The following is an 18,301-nucleotide window of genomic DNA, read 5'->3' as shown; positions in this document are numbered from 1 at the left end:
GGTCCCATCATGGGTGTCTTCGTCACAGCAGTGCGTCCGCGGTGGTCCGACATGGACGCGTACCGGCACATCAACAACGCCAAGACCGTGACGCTGCTCGAAGAGGCCAGGATCGCCCTGCTGTTCAACGAGGCGGAACGGCACGGCGTCAAGGACATGATCAACGGTATGGTCGTGGCGAAGCTGGCCGTCGACTACCTGAAGCCGCTGGTGTTCACCGGCGAGGACATCCGGGTCGAGCTGTCCGTCGGACGGATGCGGGCGTCGTCGTTCACGCTGGACTACGTGGTGCGGAGCGGGCCGAGCCCGGAGCACCCGGTGACGACGAAGGCTGAGACCCTGATGGTTCCGTACAACGTCGACGCGGGGTATCCGCGAGCGTTGACGGAGCCCGAGCGGGATTTCCTCGCGGGCTGGAGAGCCGGAGGTAACGGTGCCTGAACTGGTGTTGGCCGACGCGGCCGAGCGGGATGACCTGGGTGCGTTCGTCGCACGCGCGGTCCGGCTCGACGGGCAGGCGGTGGTGCGGCTGCGGGAACGCGCCGGAACCGACCTCCTCGACGCGTGGGTCGCGACGCCGTTCGACACGCTCGCGACGCGCACCGTGCAGGGGAAGGTTCAGCCGGGCGACGTCACGGTCGCCGGCAACGACCTGCTGACCGGTCTCGCCGTGATGCGCGGCGAGGTCATCGATCCCGGCCCCGCCAAGGACCTGATGTGGCGCTCAGCGCTGCCGCCGGTCGACGGCTGGCTGATGGTCGACCGGCTGCCGGTGGAGATCGTGTCGAAGCTCGCCGACGAAGGTGTCGCCGTGGCGCGGGAGAACACCGGCCCGCAGGGCACGCCGCCCGCGTCGCTGCTCGACCAGACCGTGCTCACGGTCTCCGGTTCCGGGCTGGACGTGAAGATCCCGCTGCGGTGCCTGTTCGCCTTGTCCGGCATGGGTTTCCTCGGCGAGGACGGCGAGGTCCGGGTCATCGCGACGGACTCGTGGGTGCGGATCGACGCCAAGTACGGCGCGGTCGTCCGCCGTCGCCACTCGATGCTCCCGCTGCTGGTCTGAGCGCCAGCAGGCTGAGCCCGCCGAGCACGAGCAGCGCGCCGATCACGGTGTTGGCCGCGATCGGCTCACCCAGCACCAGCACGCCGAGCGCGGTCGCGACGACCGGCTCGGCGAGCGTCAGCGTGGCCACCGTCGCGGCGGGCAGCACCTTCAAACCGGCGCCGAACAGCAGGTAGGCGAGCACGGTCGGCACGAGCGCGAGGTAGAGGGCGACGGTCAGGCCGCCCGTGCTGTCCAGCCCGCCCGGCCAGCGGACGAGCAGCACCGGCACCAGCAGCACCGCGCCCGCACCGAACATCAGGCCCATCGCGCCGTACGACCGCTGGCCCTGCTCGATCAAACGCGACCCGGTGACCGTGTAGAGGCCGTAGCCGAGCCCGGCGAGCAGCGACGCGCCGATGCCGAGCAACGACGTGCGCCCGCCGCCGGTGAGCACCGCGACGCCGGCGATGGCGAGCGCGGTCGCGGCCAGCCACTGCGGCGACGGACGACGCCGGGTGGCGACCCACTCGACGATGCCCGCCCACACGGGACCGGAGCCGAGCGCCACCACGGTGCCGACGGCCACGCCGCCGAGCCGCACGCCGGTGAAGAAGCCGAGCTGGTAGAGCACCACGCCGATCGCGCCGACGAGCACGAGCGGCAGCGACGGCCGCGTACCGCGGTAAGCACCGAGCAGCCACGCCAGCGCGGCCAGCACGGTGCCCGCGATGACGACGCGGATCGCGCCGACGGCCAGCGGGTCCAGCCCGCCCGGCCCCAGCTCCTGCGCGGTGCCGGTCGTGCCGAACAGGACCGCGGCGGCGAGAACCGCGAACACACCTCGAGTACTCATCGCGGCCATCATGACGACCTGGTCGGCGCGGGGCGACCGAGTTGTTCGACCAGCTGCGATCGATGGGCGGCGGCGAGTCGTTGACTATGACCCCAGGTAGGGTTATATATGGGGTTACAGTCGATTCGAGGGGGAGTCGTGATGCCGAAGATCAACGTGTACCTGCCGGACGAGCTGGCCGAGGGTGTGAAGACGGCCAACCTGCCGGTGTCCGCGATCTGCCAGCGCGCACTGGAGCAGTCGGTGCGCCGGGTGACCGCGATCCGCGCGACCGTGCTGGGCGAACTGGATGATCCAACGGCCCAGCTGTCCCAGTTCACCGACCGCGCGCGCACCGCGGTGAAGCTCGCGATCACCAAGGCGCGCGAGGACGGCGCGGCCGCGGTCGGCACGGAACACCTGCTGCACGGCGTGCTCGCGGAGGGCGCGAACCTGGCGCTGAAGGTGTTGCGCGCGATCGAGGTCGAACCAGCTCAGGTGGAACGGGCACTGAGCAAGGTCATGAGCGGGGGAGGGGGTGAGGCGACCCGGTTCAGCGGCCCGGCGGCCAACGCGCTGGAGCTGACGGTCACCGACGCGATCGCGTTGGGGCACAACTACGTGGGCTGCGAGCACCTGTTGATCGGGCTGGCCACCGAGCCGGACGGCACGGCGGGCGGAGTCCTCAGGGAACTGGGTGCCGACGGGCGGGCGGTGCGCCGGACCGTGGTGGCCGCGCTCAGCGGGTACGCCCATCTGCGTGCGCAGAGTCCGGCTCCGGAGGCGGTGATCGCCTCGGTCGTCCAGCAGCAGTTGCGTCCGGTGCTGGAGCGGCTCGATCGGCTCGAGTCAGAGCCGCGTACGCGGAACTGACGCGAGCCAGCCAGGCCGCCTCCGCGTCCGCGGTCGGAGCGAAGAACCGCGGTGACGTGCCGGAGGGTTCGTCACCGCGCAGCGCGGCCAGGATGCACGCGGCCTCGGCGCGGGCCCGTGCGTCCTCTTCGGACAGACCTTCGTCGAGTGCGCGGGCCAGTGCCGCGTCGTGGACCGCGGAGTCCAGGCGGGAGTGCAGCGGGCCGACGAGCGCGTCGCGGATGCCGATCACCTGGCTGAGCAGCCTTCCCCGCAGGCCGCGCACTCCGAGATCGGGAACGCCGACCGCGGACGCCAGCGGTTTCAGCTCGCGGTGCAGGCGCCGCCTGGTCAGCCACGTGCCGAACGACGGCAGCACGAGGCCGGCCAGCAGGCAGATCCCGGCCGGGAAGATGATGTACATCTGGACGCCGGACGGGCCGCTCTCGGTCCAGGACGGCGGGAAGCCCAGCCACACCGCCCACAGGTAGTAGAGCTTGTGCGCCGCCTGCACGAGCTGCAGCACGCAGCCGATCGCCAGCAGCGCCAGGCTCTTGCGCATCAGGTCGCGTTCCGGCGTCCGCATCGACCAGCCGAGCCGGAGCAGGTCCGCGTAGGCGAACACGCAGTAGAGCTGCCACGCCGACACGTACGCCACGACGCCGGGATCGGTGTGCCCCCTGGACCCCGGGATCGCCATGCCGAGCCGGAACGGGCCGAGCAGGTAGCAGCCGACCACCACGACAGCGCTCGCCGCGAGCACCTGGGTCCGCCAGCGCACCGACTTGTCCGGGGCGACGACGGTCAGGACGAACACCGAGGCGCAGTACACCATCGCCATGGTCGCGAGCTTCTGCACCAGGTGCAGGAAGCTGGGTATCTCGCCGGTCAGCCCGTGCAGGAACCAGTAGGTGCCGGGATGGCCCAGCAGGAACGAGATCTCCATGAACAGCAGGGCGAAGAACACGGCGCGGACGGCCCGGTCGCCGGGGTTGCGGCGCCACGCGAAGTACCGCAGCACCGCGCAGACGAACACGATGGCGGTGAGCAGCAGGTGCGCGACGTCGATCATCAGTCCGCCAGCACCCTGCGGAAGCCGTCGCCCCGGCTCGCCCGCGCGAGAACGGCGTAGGCGAACTGCTCGGCCTCACGTTCGTGTCGCTGTGAGAAGGCGTCGTGCTGACGCGCGAGCATGATCCGCAGCGTCGCGTCGCTCAGGTTCGGGAAGAGGTCCTGCAGTGTCTCGGCCCCGGTGTGCTCGTGGAGGATGTGCCCGAGCTCGTGCAGGATGATGTGTTCCTGGTGCAGCGCGGACGTGTTCTGCTCGAAGCAGATGACGTCGGCGTGCTCTCCGGCCAGCCACAGCCCGCACGGTCCGAGCGCCGCCATCGGCAGCGGAGTCAGCACGACCTGTCTTCGCCTTCGAACGGACACTCGGCGGCACAGCTCGGCCACGTCGAACGGGCTCGGCAGGTCGAGTCCACGCGCGATCCGGCTCACTCCAGACCTTCCAGCTTCCGCAGCTGCTCGGTCAGCGCGCGCACCGCGTCGACGCTGCCCGCCGACAATCCGACCATGCGCGCCGCGGCACTGGCAACGCCCGCGTCTCGCATCGCGCCCGCCAGCCCGATCTGCGCGGCGATCTGCTCGGTCGTCTGGTCGTCGAAGAAGAACGCCACCGGTACGCCGAAGAACCCGGCGAGTCGCTCGAGGGTGTCCTTGGTCGGGTTGGTGTTCTTGCCCGACCGCAGGGCGGACAGCAGGCCGGTCGACAGGCCGGTCGCGGTGGCCACTTCGGGATGGGTGAAGGGTTTGCGGTCTTTGGGACGCACCTCGCGGAAGAGGTACTCCACCTTCTCGGCCAGCGTCCGAGGGCTGTCGTTCACCGGTCGGCCTCCCCGTTGACGGACCTCGTCGCGAGAGTCTACGGTAAGCCTGCGTGTCATTTTAATGACACAGGCTGACCTGGGGGTCAGTCTGTTGACTATCTGGGGGATAGGTTGAGATCACGCAATCGCTTGGTGCTGCTCGCGGTCGGTTCGTTGATGGTGAGTCTCGCCGGAAATGCGAGCGCATCCGAACCCGGCAAGCAGGTGTCCGCCGCGCCGGCGGGCGCACCCGTGGTGTCGTCGCTCGACACGGCGGCTTCCGCGATCACCGATCGCGCCCAGCGCGCCGGGGTCGGGTACGCGGGCCTCGTGGTGGACGAGAAGAACGACGCGATCACCCTCTTCGCGAAGGAACAGGCGGCCGCGCAGTCCCTGGTCGCGGTGACACCTGCCGCCGCCGGGGCGAAGGTCGACGTGCGTCGTGCCGAGCACAGCCAGGCCGAGCTGCGGGATGCCGCCGAGAAGCTGTGGAAGTCCGCGCCGGAGTGGAAGAAGTCCGGCGTCGAGGTGTACGGGATCTCGGTCCGTCCGGACGGCGGTGGACTCACCGTGCGGGCGAGCGACGTCGCCGCGGTGGCGGCTGTCGCGACCGGTGCGGCACAGGTTCCGCTCACCTTCGAGAAGGGGGCGGAGGTCGTGCCGACGAGCCGGTACGACGACGCGCCGCCGCACGCCGGAGGCATCCACCTCGCCCGTGGCGGTGGGTCGCACTGCAGCAGCGCGTTCGCGGTGCGGCAGTGGAACAACACCTATCTCATGACCGCGGCGCACTGCTACCAGAACGGCGTGGGTGACGGGCCGGTGACGACCGGCGGCGGTGGCCACTACATCGGCCGCGTGAGCGGCTGGGACGCGAGCCGTGACGCCGCATCCGTGCAGACCAACGCGTGGAGCGGGGTGTGGGTCAACGACAGCAGCTGGACCCACTACCGCGACGCCGCCTGGTCGTACAACGGGAACGAGGTGTGCCAGAGCGGTGTCGCGACGAGCCAGACCTGCGGCATCTACGTGGTCAACCAGAACGACAGCTGGAACTTCGGCATGGGCACCGTGTGGGGCGTGACGGCGTGTGCGCCGAGCGGCTTCACCGCCGTGCGTCCCGGCGACAGCGGTGGACCGGTCTACGACTGGTACGCCGACGGCAAGGTGCGCAGCCGGGGCGTCATCAGCGCGGGATCCCAGCCCACCGGCGCCGGCTACCGCTGCGTCCACTTCGCGGAGACCTTGTCGATCCTCAACAAGTGGAGCGCGGGCACGGCCCCGGTCACCCTGGTGACCAGTCCCTGACGCCGGGTTCTCAGAACGGTTGAAGCACGCGTCCGCGGTGCGGTTCTCCCTGTCGGGGAACCGAGCCGCGGACGTTGCTCTGTTCATCTCTGGGGGAGACATGCGTTTTCACGTGCTGGGACCGGTGGAGGTCGAAGCGGGCGGCAGACCCGTGCCGCTCGGCGGGCCCAAGCCGCGCACGCTGGTCGCGTTGCTGGCGGTGCACGCGGGGCGCGTCGTCTCGCAGGACCAGGTGGTGGACGCGATCTGGGGTGAGCGTCCGCCGGAGCAGACGCGGGCGGCCGTGTACACCTACGTCTCGACGTTGCGGCGCGCACTCGGCGACGTGATCGTCCGGCATCCCGCCGGGTACGTGCTGGAGGTCGATCCGGAGCAGGTCGATCTCCACGCGTTCACCAGATCCACCGAGGAGGCGCGGGAGCTGCCGCCCGAGGAGGCGATCCGGCGGTTCGGGGCCGCGCTCGCGCTGTGGCGGGGTGGGCCTCTCGGTGGCACGCAAGGGGAGTGGGCCGAGGGGGAACGGGCGAGGCTGGAGGAGCTCCGGCTCCTCGCTCTGCAGGACTGCGGCGCGGCGCACCTCGCGGCGGGCAAGGGCGAGCTCGTGGTCGCCGAGCTGACCGCGACGGTCGCGGAGCACCCGTTCCGGGAACGGGTGCGGGCCCAGCTCATGCGCGCGCTGCACCAGGCGGGGCGGCAGGCGGACGCACTCGCCTGCTACCAGGAGGGCCGCGCGGCGTTGCTCGGGGAACTCGGTGTGGAACCGGGGCCCGAGCTGAGTGCCGCGCACCAGCAGGTGCTGCGCGATCCGGCCGAGGCACCGCACAGGCTCCCGGAACAGCCGAACCAGCTCCCGTTCGACATCGACGACTTCACCGGTCGCACAGCCGAGGCGAGTGCGCTCGAACGCCAGCTCCGCGACGGCGCCCGGCTGTGCGTGATCTCCGGCAAGCCGGGTGTCGGCAAGTCGAGCCTCGCCACGCACGTCGCGCACGAGGTGCGCGACCACTTCCCCGAGGGACAGCTGTTCGCCGCACTGCGCGGGGTGCACCAGACCCGCGCCGATCCGGCCGAGGTGCTCGCCGGGTTCCTGCGCGCGCTCGGCGTCGCCGACGCGGCGGTCCCGGCGGAGCTGGAGGAACGCGCACAGCTCTACCGCACGTTGCTCGCGGACCGGAGGGTGCTCGTCGTGCTGGACGACGCCGGGTGCGAGGAGCAGATCCGGCCACTGCTGCCAGGCGGGCGCCGGTGCGCGGTGCTCGTGACGGGACGCAGGCGCCTCGGCGCGCTCGGTGGTGCTGTCCACCTCCACCTCGGGGTGCTGAACGACGTCGAGGCGCTCGCACTGCTCGGCCGGGTCGAGGGTGGTCACCGGGTCGACGCCGAGCCCGAGCAGGCGCGGCGGGTGGTGCGGTTGTGCGGGCACCTGCCGCTGGCGATCCGGATCATCGCCGCCCGGCTCGCGGCACGTCCGCTGTGGCCGTTGGGCAAGCTCGCCGAGCGGCTCGCGGTGCGCCGCGGAATCCTGCACGAGCTGACGCTCGGCGACCTGGAGGTGCGCGGCAGTCTGTCGCTCAGCTACGACGGCCTGCCTCGGCGGGAACGGGTGGCGTTGCGCAGGCTCGCCCTGCTCGACGTGTCGGGCTTCGGCGGCTGGCTCGTCGCGCCGCTGCTCGACTGCCCGGTGCCCGAGGCGGAGGACGTCGTCGAACGGCTCGTGGACGCACAGCTCGTCGACGTGACCTCGTGCGGCGGCGTGGTTCGGTACCAGCTGCACGACCTCGTCCGGGCGTTCGCACGGGAACGGGGTGAGGACGAGGAGTCCGAGGGGGACATCCGGGCGTGCGTCGCGCGTGCGTCGCGGAGCTGGCTCGCGCTGGTGCGGATCGCGGGCAGCCGGATGCCGCACGCGATGTGGGGCGACGACCACGCGAAGACCGTGCCGCACCTCGAAGACGGTGTCGTGGAAGAACTTCTCGCCGACCCTGAGCAGTGGTTCGCGGCCGAGCAGACGGGGCTCGTCGCGGCCGTCGAACGGATCAGCGAGCTCGACCTCACCGACGTGGCGACGCGGCTCGCCGCGGCGCTCTGCTCGTCGCGGTTCGCGGTGCGCAACATGTTCACGCAGTGGTGGCGCACCCACAACGCCGCACTCGGCGCCGCGAAGCGGACAGGTGACCACGCGGGGGAGGCGCGGCTGCTGGCCGGGCTGGGCGGTCTGCGCTACGAGCAGGACCGGTTCGACGAGGCGGAGGTCTACTACCTGCAGGCACTCGCCGCGCACGAGCTCAGCGGCGACCGGCAGGGCCAGGCGGCGGTCCGGCTGTCGCTCAGCGCCGTGCACCGGGACCACGGCAGGCTCGACGAGGCCCGCGCGGCACTCGAACAGGCCCTGCCGGACCTGACCGAGCCCGGCGAGGTCGCGCGTGCGATGCACGGCCTCGGCCGGGTGCTGACCGAGCAGGGTGATCTCGACGGCGGGCTCGACGCCTGCGTGCGCGCCCATCTCGCGTACCGGCGGCTCGGGGACCGCAGGGGTGAGGCCATCGCGCTGCGTTCGATCGGGATCGTGCACCGCGCGGCAGGCAGGCTCGACGAGGCGGCGGAGCACTGCGAACGCGCGATCGACGTGCTGCGCGGTCTCGGTGACCGGCTCATGTCGGCCTACGCGGTGCAGGCGCTGGCCAAGGTTCGGATCCGTCAGGGACGCGGCACCGAGGTGCGTGCCGACCTGGAGGAGTGCCTGGCGACGTGCAACGACATGGACGACAACTTCGGGCAGGCACTGGTGTTGCGGACGTCGGGTGAGCTGGAGCTGGCCGAGGGCGACGTGGAACGGGCGCGTCAGCACCTCGACCGTTCACTGCAGTGGTGGGAGGCGCTCGCCCTGCCGGTCTGGCGCGCGCGGACCCTGCGCGACCTGGCGGCACTCGGGCGGCGGGACGCGTGGCCGGAAGCGCTCGCGATCTTCGAACGGCACGGTGCCCGCGAGGCCCGCGAGGGCAGGCCTCAAGAACTGTCTTCAGATCTCTTGAAGGTCGCCGAAGCACAGTGATCCCAGCACCGCGGACGACCGGTTCGCGGGGAGGGTTTCTGGGGGAACTGATGAAGACGAGGAGATGGGTCGGCCTCGGCATCGCGTTCGCGCTCGCCGCAGTGACGGTGGGCACGGCGCAGGCCGCGGAAGACAAGCAGGGCCAAGGAGAACCCACACCGGTGGCCGCTGTCGCGGCGAGCTCCGCGGTGGACCAGCCGATCAGCCGCAGCGAGGTCATCACCCGCGCGCACCACTGGCTCACGGCGTGGAACGGCGGACCGGTGCCGTACGACCAGGGCAGGTCCTTCGAGGGCTACCGGCAGGACTGCTCGGGGTTCGTGTCGATGGCGTGGCGGACCGGCATCGCCCACAACACCGTGTCACTGCCCAACGTCTCGCACCGGATCGCGAAGGGCGACCTGAAGCCCGGTGACGTCATCGGGACGCTGGGGCCGGGCACGGGTGGCGACAACGGGCACGTGGTCATCTTCGAGAACTGGGCGAACGACGCCCAGACCAGCTACATCGGGATCGAACAGGCCGGGAGCCCAGGGCACACCGTGCGGCGCGCGATCCCGTACCCGTACTTCGGTGGTGACACCCGCTACCTCCCCTGGCGCTACAACAAGATCGTCGACAGCCCACCGGCGGACCGGGTGAGCGACGTCAACAGCGACGGTTTCGGTGACCTCGTCGCGGTGGACGCGAACGGGGAGCTGTTCGGGTACAACAACGCTTCTCTGGTGAGTGAGAACCGGGTTCCGTTCACGTCGGAGACGTGGCGGGTGCGCGGGTCCAACTGGTCCGATGTGAAGCACCTGGCGTCGGGTGACGTGACGGGTGACGGCTTCGCGGATCTGGTTGGTGTGCAAGGCAGTTCGCTCGTCGTGTACGCGAACGGCTCGCTGGTGAATCCGGGTGGCATGCCGTTCGGCGGTGTGACGTGGACCTATCAGGGCGACTGGTCAGGTGTGCGTCAGCTGACGGTCTCCGACGTGACCGGTGATGGTTTCGGTGATCTGGTTCTCGTGGACGCTGGTGGTGCGTTGGTGGTGTACGCCAACGGCAGCAAGGTGAATCCGCAGGGTCGTCCGTTCTCGTCGGAGACGTGGCGGATCGGCGGGAACTGGTCCGGTGTGCAGCACCTGGGTTCCGCGGACATCAATCGCGACGGTTTCGGTGACCTCGTCGCGGTGGACGCGAACGGCGAGTTGTTCGGCTACAACAACGCTTCGCTCGTGAGCGGCGACCGCAAGCCGTTCACCTCGGAGACGTGGCGCATCCGCGGCGGCAACTGGTCCGGTGTGCGGCACTTCACGGTGATGGACGCTTCCGGTGACGGCTACGCCGACGTCGTCGCGGTCGAGGCGGACGGTTCGTTGTCCGTGTACTCCAACGGTTCGCTGGTGAACCCCGGCGGCGTCCCGTTCGGTGGCGTCACGTGGAAGATCAAGGGCAACTGGTCCGGCGTCAGGACGGTGGCGTGATGTCACTGCTGCGACGACTCACGATCGGCGTGCTCACCGCCGCCGCGGTCGCCTCCGCACCCGCCACCGCGTTCGCGGACGACGTGCGGGTGGTGTGCGCCCTTCCGCCCGACCGCGACCTGAACGTCACGAAGATCGTCTACCAGGTCGGCCGCAACCTCAGCGTCTCGGACCGCGTGCTGCTCGCGGGTTTCGAGACCGGCTGGGTCGAGTCGCACATGAACAACCTGAACTGCGGCGACCGCGACTCGCTCGGTGTCTTCCAGCAGCGGCCGTCGCAGGGCTGGGGCACGCCCGAGCAGATCATGAACGTGGCCCACGCCTCGAACAGCTTCTTCACCAGGGCCGTCAACAGCGAGCGAGCGCATCCCGGCTGGACCTCCGGGCAGATCGCCCAGGACGTGCAGCGGTCGGCTTTCCCCGACCGGTACGACCAGGTCGAGGGCAAGGCGAAGAACCTGCTCGCGGAGGTCGCCGTCCGGGTGGACCGGGTGAGCGACGTCAACAGCGACGGTTTCGGTGACCTCGTCGCGGTGGACGCGAACGGGGAGTTGTTCGGGTACAACAACGCTTCTCTGGTGAGTGAGAACCGGGTTCCGTTCACGTCGGAGACGTGGCGGGTGCGCGGGTCCGACTGGTCCGGTGTCACGAAGCTGGCGTCGGGTGACGTGACCGGTGACGGTTTCGCGGATCTCGTCGCCGTCGAAGGCAACGCGCTGATCGTGTACGCCAACGGTGCGCGGGTCAACCCCGGCGGCATGCCGTTCGCCGGTGTGACGTGGCGGTACGAGGGCGACTGGTCAGGTGTGCGTCAGCTGGCGGTCTCGGACGTGACCGGTGATGGTTTCGGTGATCTGGTTCTCGTGGACGCTGGTGGTGCGTTGGTGGTGTACGCCAACGGCAGCAAGGTGAATCCGCAGGGTCGTCCGTTCTCGTCGGAGACGTGGCGGATCGGCGGGAACTGGTCCGGTGTGCGGCACCTGGGTGTCGCGGACCTCAATCGCGACGGTTTCGGAGATCTGGTCGCGGTGGACGCGAACGGGGAGTTGTTCGGGTACAACAACGCTTCGCTGGTGAGTGAGAACCGGGTTCCGTTCACCTCGGAGACGTGGCGCATCCGCGGCGGCGACTGGTCTGGCACCCGGCAGCTCACCGTGATGGACGCCAGCGGTGACGGATACGCCGACGTCGTCGCGGTCGAGGCGGACGGTTCGTTGTCCGTCTACGCCAACGGTTCGCTGGTGAACCCCGGCGGCGTCCCGTTCGCCGGCGTGACGTGGAAGATCAAGGGCAACTGGAGCGGTGTCCGCACCATCGCCTGATCGAGCGAGCGGGCCGCCTTCGTGGACATCGGGTCCCCGCTCTACAGTTGCGGCGTGTCCGAGACCACCGAGCCCGAGTACCGGGTCACCACGCTGGAGCTGTTCTTCGACCTGGTCTTCGTCTTCACGCTGACCCAGCTGACGGAGCTGCTCGCCGCGGACACGTCCGTGCGCGGGTTCGCCAGGGTCGTGCTGATGCTGTGCGTGATCCTCTGGATGTACGGCGGCTACGCCTGGCTGACCAACGCCGTCGCGCCCGACAACCCGGTGCGCCGCACGCTGCTGATGATCGGCATGGGCGGCTTCCTGCTGATCGCACTGGCCATCCCGGACGCGTTCGGCGCCTCAGGGATCGCGTTCGGCATCGGCTACCTGATCGTGAACCTGGTCCACTCCGGACTGTTCATCGCGTCCGGTGGCCGCTCGGCGGAGGCGATGGCGCGCATCGCGCTGTTCAACCTCACGTCGGCGGTCGTCGTCGTGGTGGGCGGGTTCCTGCCGGGTGCCTACCGGTACGGCGCCTACGCGCTGGCGCTCGCGGTCATGGTGATCACGCCGTACGTCACGCCGCAGCGCCGCGTGCGGATCCGGCCAGCGCACTTCGTGGAACGGCACAACCTCGTCGTGATCGTGGCGCTGGGCGAGTCGATCGTCGCGATCGGCGTCGGCGCGGCCGGGCTGCCGGTGGACATGCAGCTCGTGCTCGCGGTCGTCTTCGGCCTGGTGCTGGCGTACCAGTTCTGGTGGAGCTACTTCGGCGGCGGCCAGGACGAGGTCGCGGTGGAACGGCTCGCGGCGCTGCCCGACGAGAAGCAGTCCCGCAAGGCGCTCGCCGCGTACGGGTGGGCGCACGTGCCGATCCTGCTCGGCATCGTGGTGCTCGCCGTGGGCGTGAAGAAGACCATCGGCCACGCCACCGACCACCTGTACTTCAGCCACGCACTCGCACTCGCCGGCGGCGTCGCGCTGTTCCTGCTGGGCGAGGTCGCGTTCCGCAAGGTGCTGGACATCGGGCCCGTGTGGCGGCGGACCGCGGGTGCGGTGGCGGCGCTCGCCACCGTGCCGCTGGGCCTCTGGGTGGCGCTGGCGCAGGTCGCGGCGCTCACCGTCGTCTTCGGGATCGTGCTCATCCCCGAGGTTCGCCGCAACGCGCAGGCGGAACGGGTCTAGACAGAGAAGCCGTCAGGGGCACGCTCGCGACGTTTTGCGGCGCAAGCGTGCCCCTGACGGCACTTCTCAGACCAGCCAGACCGCGGTGTCGGGCGGCAGCTGGTCGCCGTCCATCGGACCGGACGACAGCAGCACCCGGCCGGGCGGCAACGGCACCGACGCACCGGACGTGTTCAGCGCGCAGATCAGGCCACCGCCCTTGCGGCGGAACGCGAAGCAGCCGGGAGGGGCGCCGTACCACTCGAGCTCGTCGCCGCCGAACCCCGGATTGCTCTTCCGGTGCTCCAGCGCCTCGCGGTAGAGCGACAGCATCGAGCCGGGGTCCTCCAGCTGCGCCTCCGCGGTGAGGCCGTCCCACTCGTTCGGGACGGGCAGCCACGTGTTGGCGGTCGTGGAGAAGCCGAACGGCGGGACGCCGCCCTCCCACGGGATCGGCACGCGGCAGCCGTCGCGGCCGCGCTCGGTGCGGCCCGAGCGCTCCCACGTCGGGTCCTGCAGCGCCCAGTCCGGCAGCTCGACGTTCGGGAGACCCAGCTCCTCGCCGTTGTACAGGTAGATCACACCGGGCAGCGCCAGCTCGACCAGCGCCATCGCGCGGGCCCGCTGCACGCCGATCGCGCCGTCGCCGTAGCGGGTGACGTGCCGGACGACGTCGTGGTTCGACAGCGTCCAGGTGGCGGGCGTGCCGGTCGAGGCCACCGCGGCCATCGAGTGCTCGATCGCGGAACGCACGCCGTCCGCGTCGAAACCAGCCTCGACGAGCCGGAAGTTGAAGCCCAGGTGCAGCTCGTCGGGACGGACGTACGCGGCGAAGCGCTCGTCGTCCTTCACCCAGATCTCCCCGACGGCCATCGTGCCGGGGTACTGGTCCATGACCTTGCGGATCATCCGGTGGATCTCGTGCACGCCGTCGTTGTCGAACCGCGGGTCCTCCGCGTCGTCGCTGAGCACGCCGGGCGCGTGCACGCCGCGCAGCTCCATGTCCGGCAGGCCCTCGGGCTTGGCCATGCCGTGCGCCACGTCGATGCGGAACCCGTCGACACCGCGGTCGAGCCAGAACTTCAGCGTGTGCTCGAGGTCCGCGCGGACCTCCGGGTTCTCCCAGTTCAGGTCCGGCTGCTGCGGTGCGAACAGGTGCAGGTACCACTGGCCGTCGCCGACCTGGGTCCACGCTGGTCCGCCGAACACGGACGTCCAGTTGTTCGGCGGCTGCGAGCCGTCGTAGCCGCGGCCCTCGCGGAAGATGTAGCGGGCGCGCTCGGGGCTGCCGGGCGGCGACGCGAGTGCCTGCTGGAACCAGACGTGCTGGTTGCTGCTGTGGTTCGGCACCAGGTCGACGGTCACCCGGATGTTGTGCTCGTGCGCGTCCGCGACCAGCCGGTCGAACGCGGCCAGGTCGCCGAACAGCGGGTCCACGTCGCGCGGGTCGGACACGTCGTAGCCGTGGTCGGCCATCGGCGAGCGGTAGAACGGCGTGAGCCAGAGAGCGTCGACGCCGAGCAGTTCGAGGTAGCCGAGGCGGGACCGGATGCCGTCCAGGTCACCGACGCCGTCACCGTTGGAGTCGGCGAACGAACGCACGTAGACCTGGTAGAACACGGCGTGTTGCCACCAGGCGGACTCTTCGGCGATCTCAGGGCTGAGGTCGGAGGATCGTCGCACGGGGGGTCATCCTGCCATTCGTCTCGTGTCGTTATTACCCGAACGGGTGATGATCGATCAGGACCACGAGTTCATCAGGCTGTTCGCGGCCATCTCCAGGTAGTCCCAGAGCTGCTTGCGATGCGCCTCGGACAGGCCGGCCTCGTCGACGGCGATCCGCATGCACCGCAGCCAGGCGTCCCGCTCGATGGGACCGACCTTGAACGGCGCGTGCCGCATCCGCAGCCGCGGGTGGCCGCGGTTCTCGGAGTACGTGTGCGGGCCACCCCAGTACTGCATGAGGAACAGCCGCAGCCGCTCCTCGGCGGGACCGAGATCCTCGTCCGGGTACAGCGGCAGGAGCACCTCATCGGCCTTCACCTCTTTGTAGAAGCGCGCCACGATGCGGTGAAAGGTCTCCTCGCCGCCTACCTGTTCGAAGAAGTTCTCCGGGTTGCCCACCCACCCATCCTGACTGACGCGGGGGCCGCCGCGCAGGCCGCCCCCGCGATTGGCTGTCTTAGTTGGGCCCCGCTCGACGGGAAGGCGGAAGCCGGCCCGGCACCCAGGTGATTGTCGCCACAACGAAATGCGTGGCAGACGGTCCGCGGGCCGCCAGCACGCGACGAGCCACGAGCCAGGCGGCCGCTCGGCGGGAGGGCATGTGCGAGTGCCGCCCGCGCGAGATGGCCGGGCGGCACCGCTGGGCGCTACTTGCTCCCGTTGCTCGCGGTGGGGCGGAAACCGGCCTCTTCCAGTGCGGGCATGAGCTGGGCGCGAAGCGCGCGCTGGACGGCCCACTGACGGCCGGGGCGGGTCTTGACGGTGACCCGCATGGTGATGCCCTCGGGCGTGACCTTCTCCACGCCCAGCACCTCGGGCTTGGCGGTCACGTCGTTGGACAGCGGCTCCTTGTCGGTGACCGTGCGCGCCACCCGCTCGAGGACCTGGGACACCTCGGCCAGGTTCGCGCCGTAGCCGAGCGGCAGGTCGACGACGGCGACCGCGAAGCCCTGGCTCGAGTTGCCGACGCGCAGGATCTCGCCGTTGCGGACGTACCAGACGGTGCCGTTGGTGTCGCGGATCGTCGTGGTGCGCAGCGCGACGGCCTCGACGGTGCCGATGGCCGGGCCCAGGTCGACGACGTCGCCCACGCCGTACTGGTCCTCCAGCATCATGAACATGCCGGACAGGAAGTCCTTGACCAGGTTCTGCGCGCCGAAACCGATGGCGACGCCGAGGATGCCCGCCGAGGTCAGGATCGGTGCCACGTTCATGCCCAGCTCGGTGAGGATCTGGATGAACGCGATGCCGAACACCAGGATCGTGACGATCGACTTCAGCACCGAGCCGATCGTCTTCGCGCGCTGTTCGCGCCGTTCGGACACGAGTGTGCCCAGCGCCTGCGGTGCCCGTTCTCGCAGCGGCTTGAGCAGGCCGGGCTTCTTGCCCTCCCGGCTGCCGCTGGTGAGCCCGTCGATGATCTTGCGCAGCACCGCGCGCAGTACCAGTGCGATCAGCACGATCAGCGCGATCCGGATGGCGCCCTCGAGGATCTTGGGGCCGTTCGTCTCGAACCAGGTCAATGCTTCTACCGACTGCTGCTGCAAGTCGCTCACGCGGTCGTGCCCTCCTACAACTCCATGCCCGTGGCATTGGCCAGAAACGTCAGCTGGTCCACGGCGAGAGCGACCGTCCGGCTCACCGAACGGCCGGCGTGACCGACCTCGGTCTCGCGCCTGATGAGCACGGGGTGCTTGGTCGGATCACTCGTGCTCGCGTGTTGCAACGCGGCGCACATCTTCCGGGCGTGGTTGGGGTCCACGCGGGAATCCGACTCGAACACCGTGAACAGGACCGAAGGGTACTCAACATCGGGCCGGACGCGATGGTACGGAGAGTAGGAGAGCAGCCAGCCGAGCTCGTCGGAAACGCTTGCGCTGCCGTATTCCTCCGCCCACAACCGTCCGAGCAGGAACTTCTCGTAGCGCACCATGTCGAGCAGTGGGGCTGAACACACCACGGCCGCGTACAGCTCCGGGCGCTGCGTCAGCGCCGCGCCGACGAGCAGGCCGCCGTTGGAGCCGCCCATGATCGCGAGCTGCTGCGGCGTGGTCCAGCCGTCGCGCACCAGGCGTTCGGCGGCGGCGTGGAAGTCGTCGAACACGTTCTGCTTGCGCTCGCGCATGCCCGCGTGGTGCCACTCCTCGCCCTCCTCGTCACCACCGCGCAGCGACACGTGCACCCACACGCCGCCCGCTTCGACCCAGGCCAGCGTCGTGGCGCTGTAACCGGGGCCGCGGCCGATCGCGAAACCGCCGTAGCCGGTCAGCAGCGTGGGACGCGGCAGGTCGGGCCTCTGCTCGCCGCTCACGACGAACATGCGCACGGTCGTGCCGTCCAGCGAGGCGTAGGAGATCTGCTGGGTCGTCACCGCGGGCAGCTCGATGCGGCCCGGCGCGGCCTCGGCCAGCGTCGTCTCACCGGAGGACAGCGAGAAGCGGTACACCGACAGCGGCGTGACGAAGTCCGTCCAGCCGACCCACAGCGCGTCGCGGTCGTGCGGGGTCGCCGCGTCCACAACGGACATGCCGTGCACGGACCCGGTGCCGGGCAACGGGATCTGGCCGAGGTGCTCGCCGTCGGTCGCGTGCAGGTGCAGTTCGGACACCGCGTGCCTGGTGCGCAGCACCACGAGGGTGCCGTTCAGCCAGCGCAGACCGTCCAGGACCGAGTCCGGTTCCTCGCCGACGAGCTCGACCCAGTGCTCCGGCGTCGGCCGCTCCGGGTCCGCGACGCAGATGCGGAAGCGCGAGGCGTTCAGCGACGTGTGGACGTACAGCATCCCGTCGCGCGCGACGAACGCCGAGCACTGCGCGCCCGCCTCCGCGTCGATGACGGGCTTCAGCTCACCGGTGCCGTGCAGGTCCGCGATCCACACCGAGTCGCGGCGCACGGTGCCGGGCGCGCCGTTGACGACCAGCCAGCGGCCGTCCTGCGACACGCTGAGCCCGTAGTAGTAGGTGTGGTCGAGGCCGTCGCCGTGCACGTTGACGTCCGTCACGGGGTCCGCGCCGACGCGGTGCCGCCACACCCGGCGGTGGAACAGCTGCTCGTCCTCCGGCAGACCGGCCGGGTCGAGCTGCCGCACGTAGAAGAACTCCTCGCCGCCCGGCAGCCAGCCGATGGGGGAGTAGCGGCAGCGGTCGATCGGGCCCTCGATCAGCTCACCGCTGTCGACGTCGACCACGTGCAGCAGCGAGTGCTCGTTGCCGCCGACCGAGACCTGGTACGCCAGCCGCGTGCCCTCCAGCGACGGCGACCACCCGTCCAGCGTCGTGCGGCCCGACGGGTCCAGCTCGCTCACGTCCAGCAGCACGCGCTCCGTGCCGTCCTGCTCGCGCAGGTAGACGACCGGGTGGTCCTGCTCGGGCCCGCGCCGGGTGAAGAACGCGCGGCCCGCGCGCCACGTCGGGGTGGACACCGAACCGGTGCGCATCAGCTCGCGCAACCGGGTGCCGAGGCGCTCGCGGCCGGGCATCGCGTCCAGCCAGGACCGCGTGAGCACGTCCTGCTCGCCCGACCACGTCTCGGTCCGCTGGTCGTTCGCGTCCTCGAGCCAGCGGTACGGATCGGCCACCGCGCGCCCGTGCAGGTGCTCGATGAGGTTTAGCCGCTCCGCGAGCGGGTACGTGATCGTCGCGGGCGGAGATGTGGAGGGAGCCTCGGTCACCTTGTCAAG

General features: G+C 70.3%; 15 protein-coding genes and 1 pseudogene. 8 read left to right on the top strand and 8 right to left on the bottom strand.

What is annotated here, in order from left to right; genetic code table 11:
* Positions 1 to 9: 9 nt before the first annotated feature.
* Positions 10 to 441: an acyl-CoA thioesterase gene (locus FKR81_RS17045; protein ID WP_146353026.1), complete on the top strand. Its 432-nt coding sequence runs from the start codon at positions 10 to 12 to the stop codon at positions 439 to 441.
* The gene (locus FKR81_RS17040) at positions 434 to 1,063 is read left to right on the top strand and encodes a hypothetical protein (RefSeq protein ID WP_146353025.1); all 630 of its coding nucleotides are present in this window, start codon (positions 434 to 436) and stop codon (positions 1,061 to 1,063) included. Before FKR81_RS17045 ends, FKR81_RS17040 begins: the two co-directional genes overlap by 8 nt.
* Here FKR81_RS17040 and FKR81_RS17035 read toward each other — a convergent pair.
* Positions 975 to 1,898, bottom strand: a complete 924-nt coding sequence (locus tag FKR81_RS17035; protein WP_186763009.1) for a DMT family transporter — start codon at positions 1,896 to 1,898, stop codon at positions 975 to 977. The two genes, FKR81_RS17040 and FKR81_RS17035, sit on opposite strands and share 89 nt — an antisense overlap.
* A 141-nt stretch (positions 1,899 to 2,039) precedes the next feature.
* Here FKR81_RS17035 and FKR81_RS17030 point away from each other — a divergent pair, with 141 nt between their 5' ends.
* The gene (locus FKR81_RS17030; protein WP_146353023.1) at positions 2,040 to 2,750 is read left to right on the top strand and encodes a Clp protease N-terminal domain-containing protein; all 711 of its coding nucleotides are present in this window, start codon (positions 2,040 to 2,042) and stop codon (positions 2,748 to 2,750) included.
* A 43-nt stretch (positions 2,751 to 2,793) separates the two neighbouring features.
* Here the strand turns inward: FKR81_RS17030 and FKR81_RS45820 are convergent.
* From FKR81_RS45820 to FKR81_RS17020, 3 genes and pseudogenes are all read right to left on the bottom strand, one after another.
* Positions 2,794 to 3,153: pseudogene (locus tag FKR81_RS45820) on the bottom strand (DUF6545 domain-containing protein); the annotation flags it as partial.
* A 647-nt stretch (positions 3,154 to 3,800) separates the two neighbouring features.
* A complete protein-coding gene (locus tag FKR81_RS17025) occupies positions 3,801 to 4,229 on the bottom strand; it encodes a M48 family metalloprotease (RefSeq protein ID WP_146353022.1) in 429 nt (142 codons plus the stop codon).
* Positions 4,226 to 4,615, bottom strand: coding sequence for a helix-turn-helix domain-containing protein (locus FKR81_RS17020; RefSeq protein WP_186763008.1), 390 nt, complete (start codon positions 4,613 to 4,615; stop codon positions 4,226 to 4,228). The genes FKR81_RS17025 and FKR81_RS17020 overlap by 4 nt, the downstream gene beginning before the upstream one ends.
* Before the next feature lie 135 nt (positions 4,616 to 4,750).
* On the opposite strand from FKR81_RS17020, the gene FKR81_RS17015 reads away from it, so the two are divergent.
* The 5 genes from FKR81_RS17015 (at position 4,751) to FKR81_RS16995 (ending at position 12,918) form a co-directional block, all read left to right on the top strand.
* Complete coding sequence (locus FKR81_RS17015; protein ID WP_146353020.1) at positions 4,751 to 5,905, top strand: chymotrypsin family serine protease; 1,155 nt, start codon at positions 4,751 to 4,753, stop codon at positions 5,903 to 5,905.
* A 100-nt stretch (positions 5,906 to 6,005) separates the two neighbouring features.
* Complete coding sequence (locus FKR81_RS17010; protein ID WP_146353019.1) at positions 6,006 to 8,957, top strand: AfsR/SARP family transcriptional regulator; 2,952 nt, start codon at positions 6,006 to 6,008, stop codon at positions 8,955 to 8,957.
* A gap of 50 nt (positions 8,958 to 9,007) precedes the next feature.
* The gene (locus FKR81_RS17005) at positions 9,008 to 10,426 is read left to right on the top strand and encodes an NlpC/P60 family protein (RefSeq protein WP_146353018.1); all 1,419 of its coding nucleotides are present in this window, start codon (positions 9,008 to 9,010) and stop codon (positions 10,424 to 10,426) included.
* Positions 10,426 to 11,748 (top strand): FG-GAP repeat domain-containing protein, encoded by a 1,323-nt coding sequence (locus tag FKR81_RS17000; protein WP_146353017.1) that lies wholly within the window; start codon positions 10,426 to 10,428, stop codon positions 11,746 to 11,748. The genes FKR81_RS17005 and FKR81_RS17000 overlap by 1 nt, the downstream gene beginning before the upstream one ends.
* A 54-nt stretch (positions 11,749 to 11,802) precedes the next feature.
* Complete coding sequence (locus FKR81_RS16995; RefSeq protein ID WP_146353016.1) at positions 11,803 to 12,918, top strand: low temperature requirement protein A; 1,116 nt, start codon at positions 11,803 to 11,805, stop codon at positions 12,916 to 12,918.
* 66 nt (positions 12,919 to 12,984) lie between these two features.
* Here the strand turns inward: FKR81_RS16995 and FKR81_RS16990 are convergent, their stop codons facing one another.
* The 4 genes from FKR81_RS16990 to FKR81_RS16975 all read right to left on the bottom strand — a co-directional run bounded on the left by FKR81_RS16990 (position 12,985) and on the right by FKR81_RS16975 (position 18,292).
* Positions 12,985 to 14,580: a glycoside hydrolase family 13 protein gene (locus FKR81_RS16990; RefSeq protein ID WP_146353015.1), complete on the bottom strand. Its 1,596-nt coding sequence runs from the start codon at positions 14,578 to 14,580 to the stop codon at positions 12,985 to 12,987.
* A 57-nt stretch (positions 14,581 to 14,637) separates the two neighbouring features.
* Positions 14,638 to 15,021, bottom strand: a complete 384-nt coding sequence (locus FKR81_RS16985; protein WP_146353014.1) for a globin — start codon at positions 15,019 to 15,021, stop codon at positions 14,638 to 14,640.
* 248 nt (positions 15,022 to 15,269) lie between these two features.
* On the bottom strand, positions 15,270 to 16,178 hold the full coding sequence (locus tag FKR81_RS16980) for a mechanosensitive ion channel family protein (protein ID WP_407936526.1): 909 nt from the start codon (positions 16,176 to 16,178) through the stop codon (positions 15,270 to 15,272).
* Positions 16,179 to 16,192: 14 nt separating this feature from the next.
* Complete coding sequence (locus FKR81_RS16975) at positions 16,193 to 18,292, bottom strand: prolyl oligopeptidase family serine peptidase (protein ID WP_146353013.1); 2,100 nt, start codon at positions 18,290 to 18,292, stop codon at positions 16,193 to 16,195.
* Between the last annotated feature and the right edge of the window lie 9 nt (positions 18,293 to 18,301).

The sequence above is a fragment of the Lentzea tibetensis genome, assembly GCF_007845675.1.
Lineage (GTDB): Bacteria > Actinomycetota > Actinomycetes > Mycobacteriales > Pseudonocardiaceae > Lentzea > Lentzea tibetensis.
The sequence above is the reverse complement of the archived record's forward strand: the minus strand, read 5'-3'. Positions and strand labels throughout refer to the sequence as shown.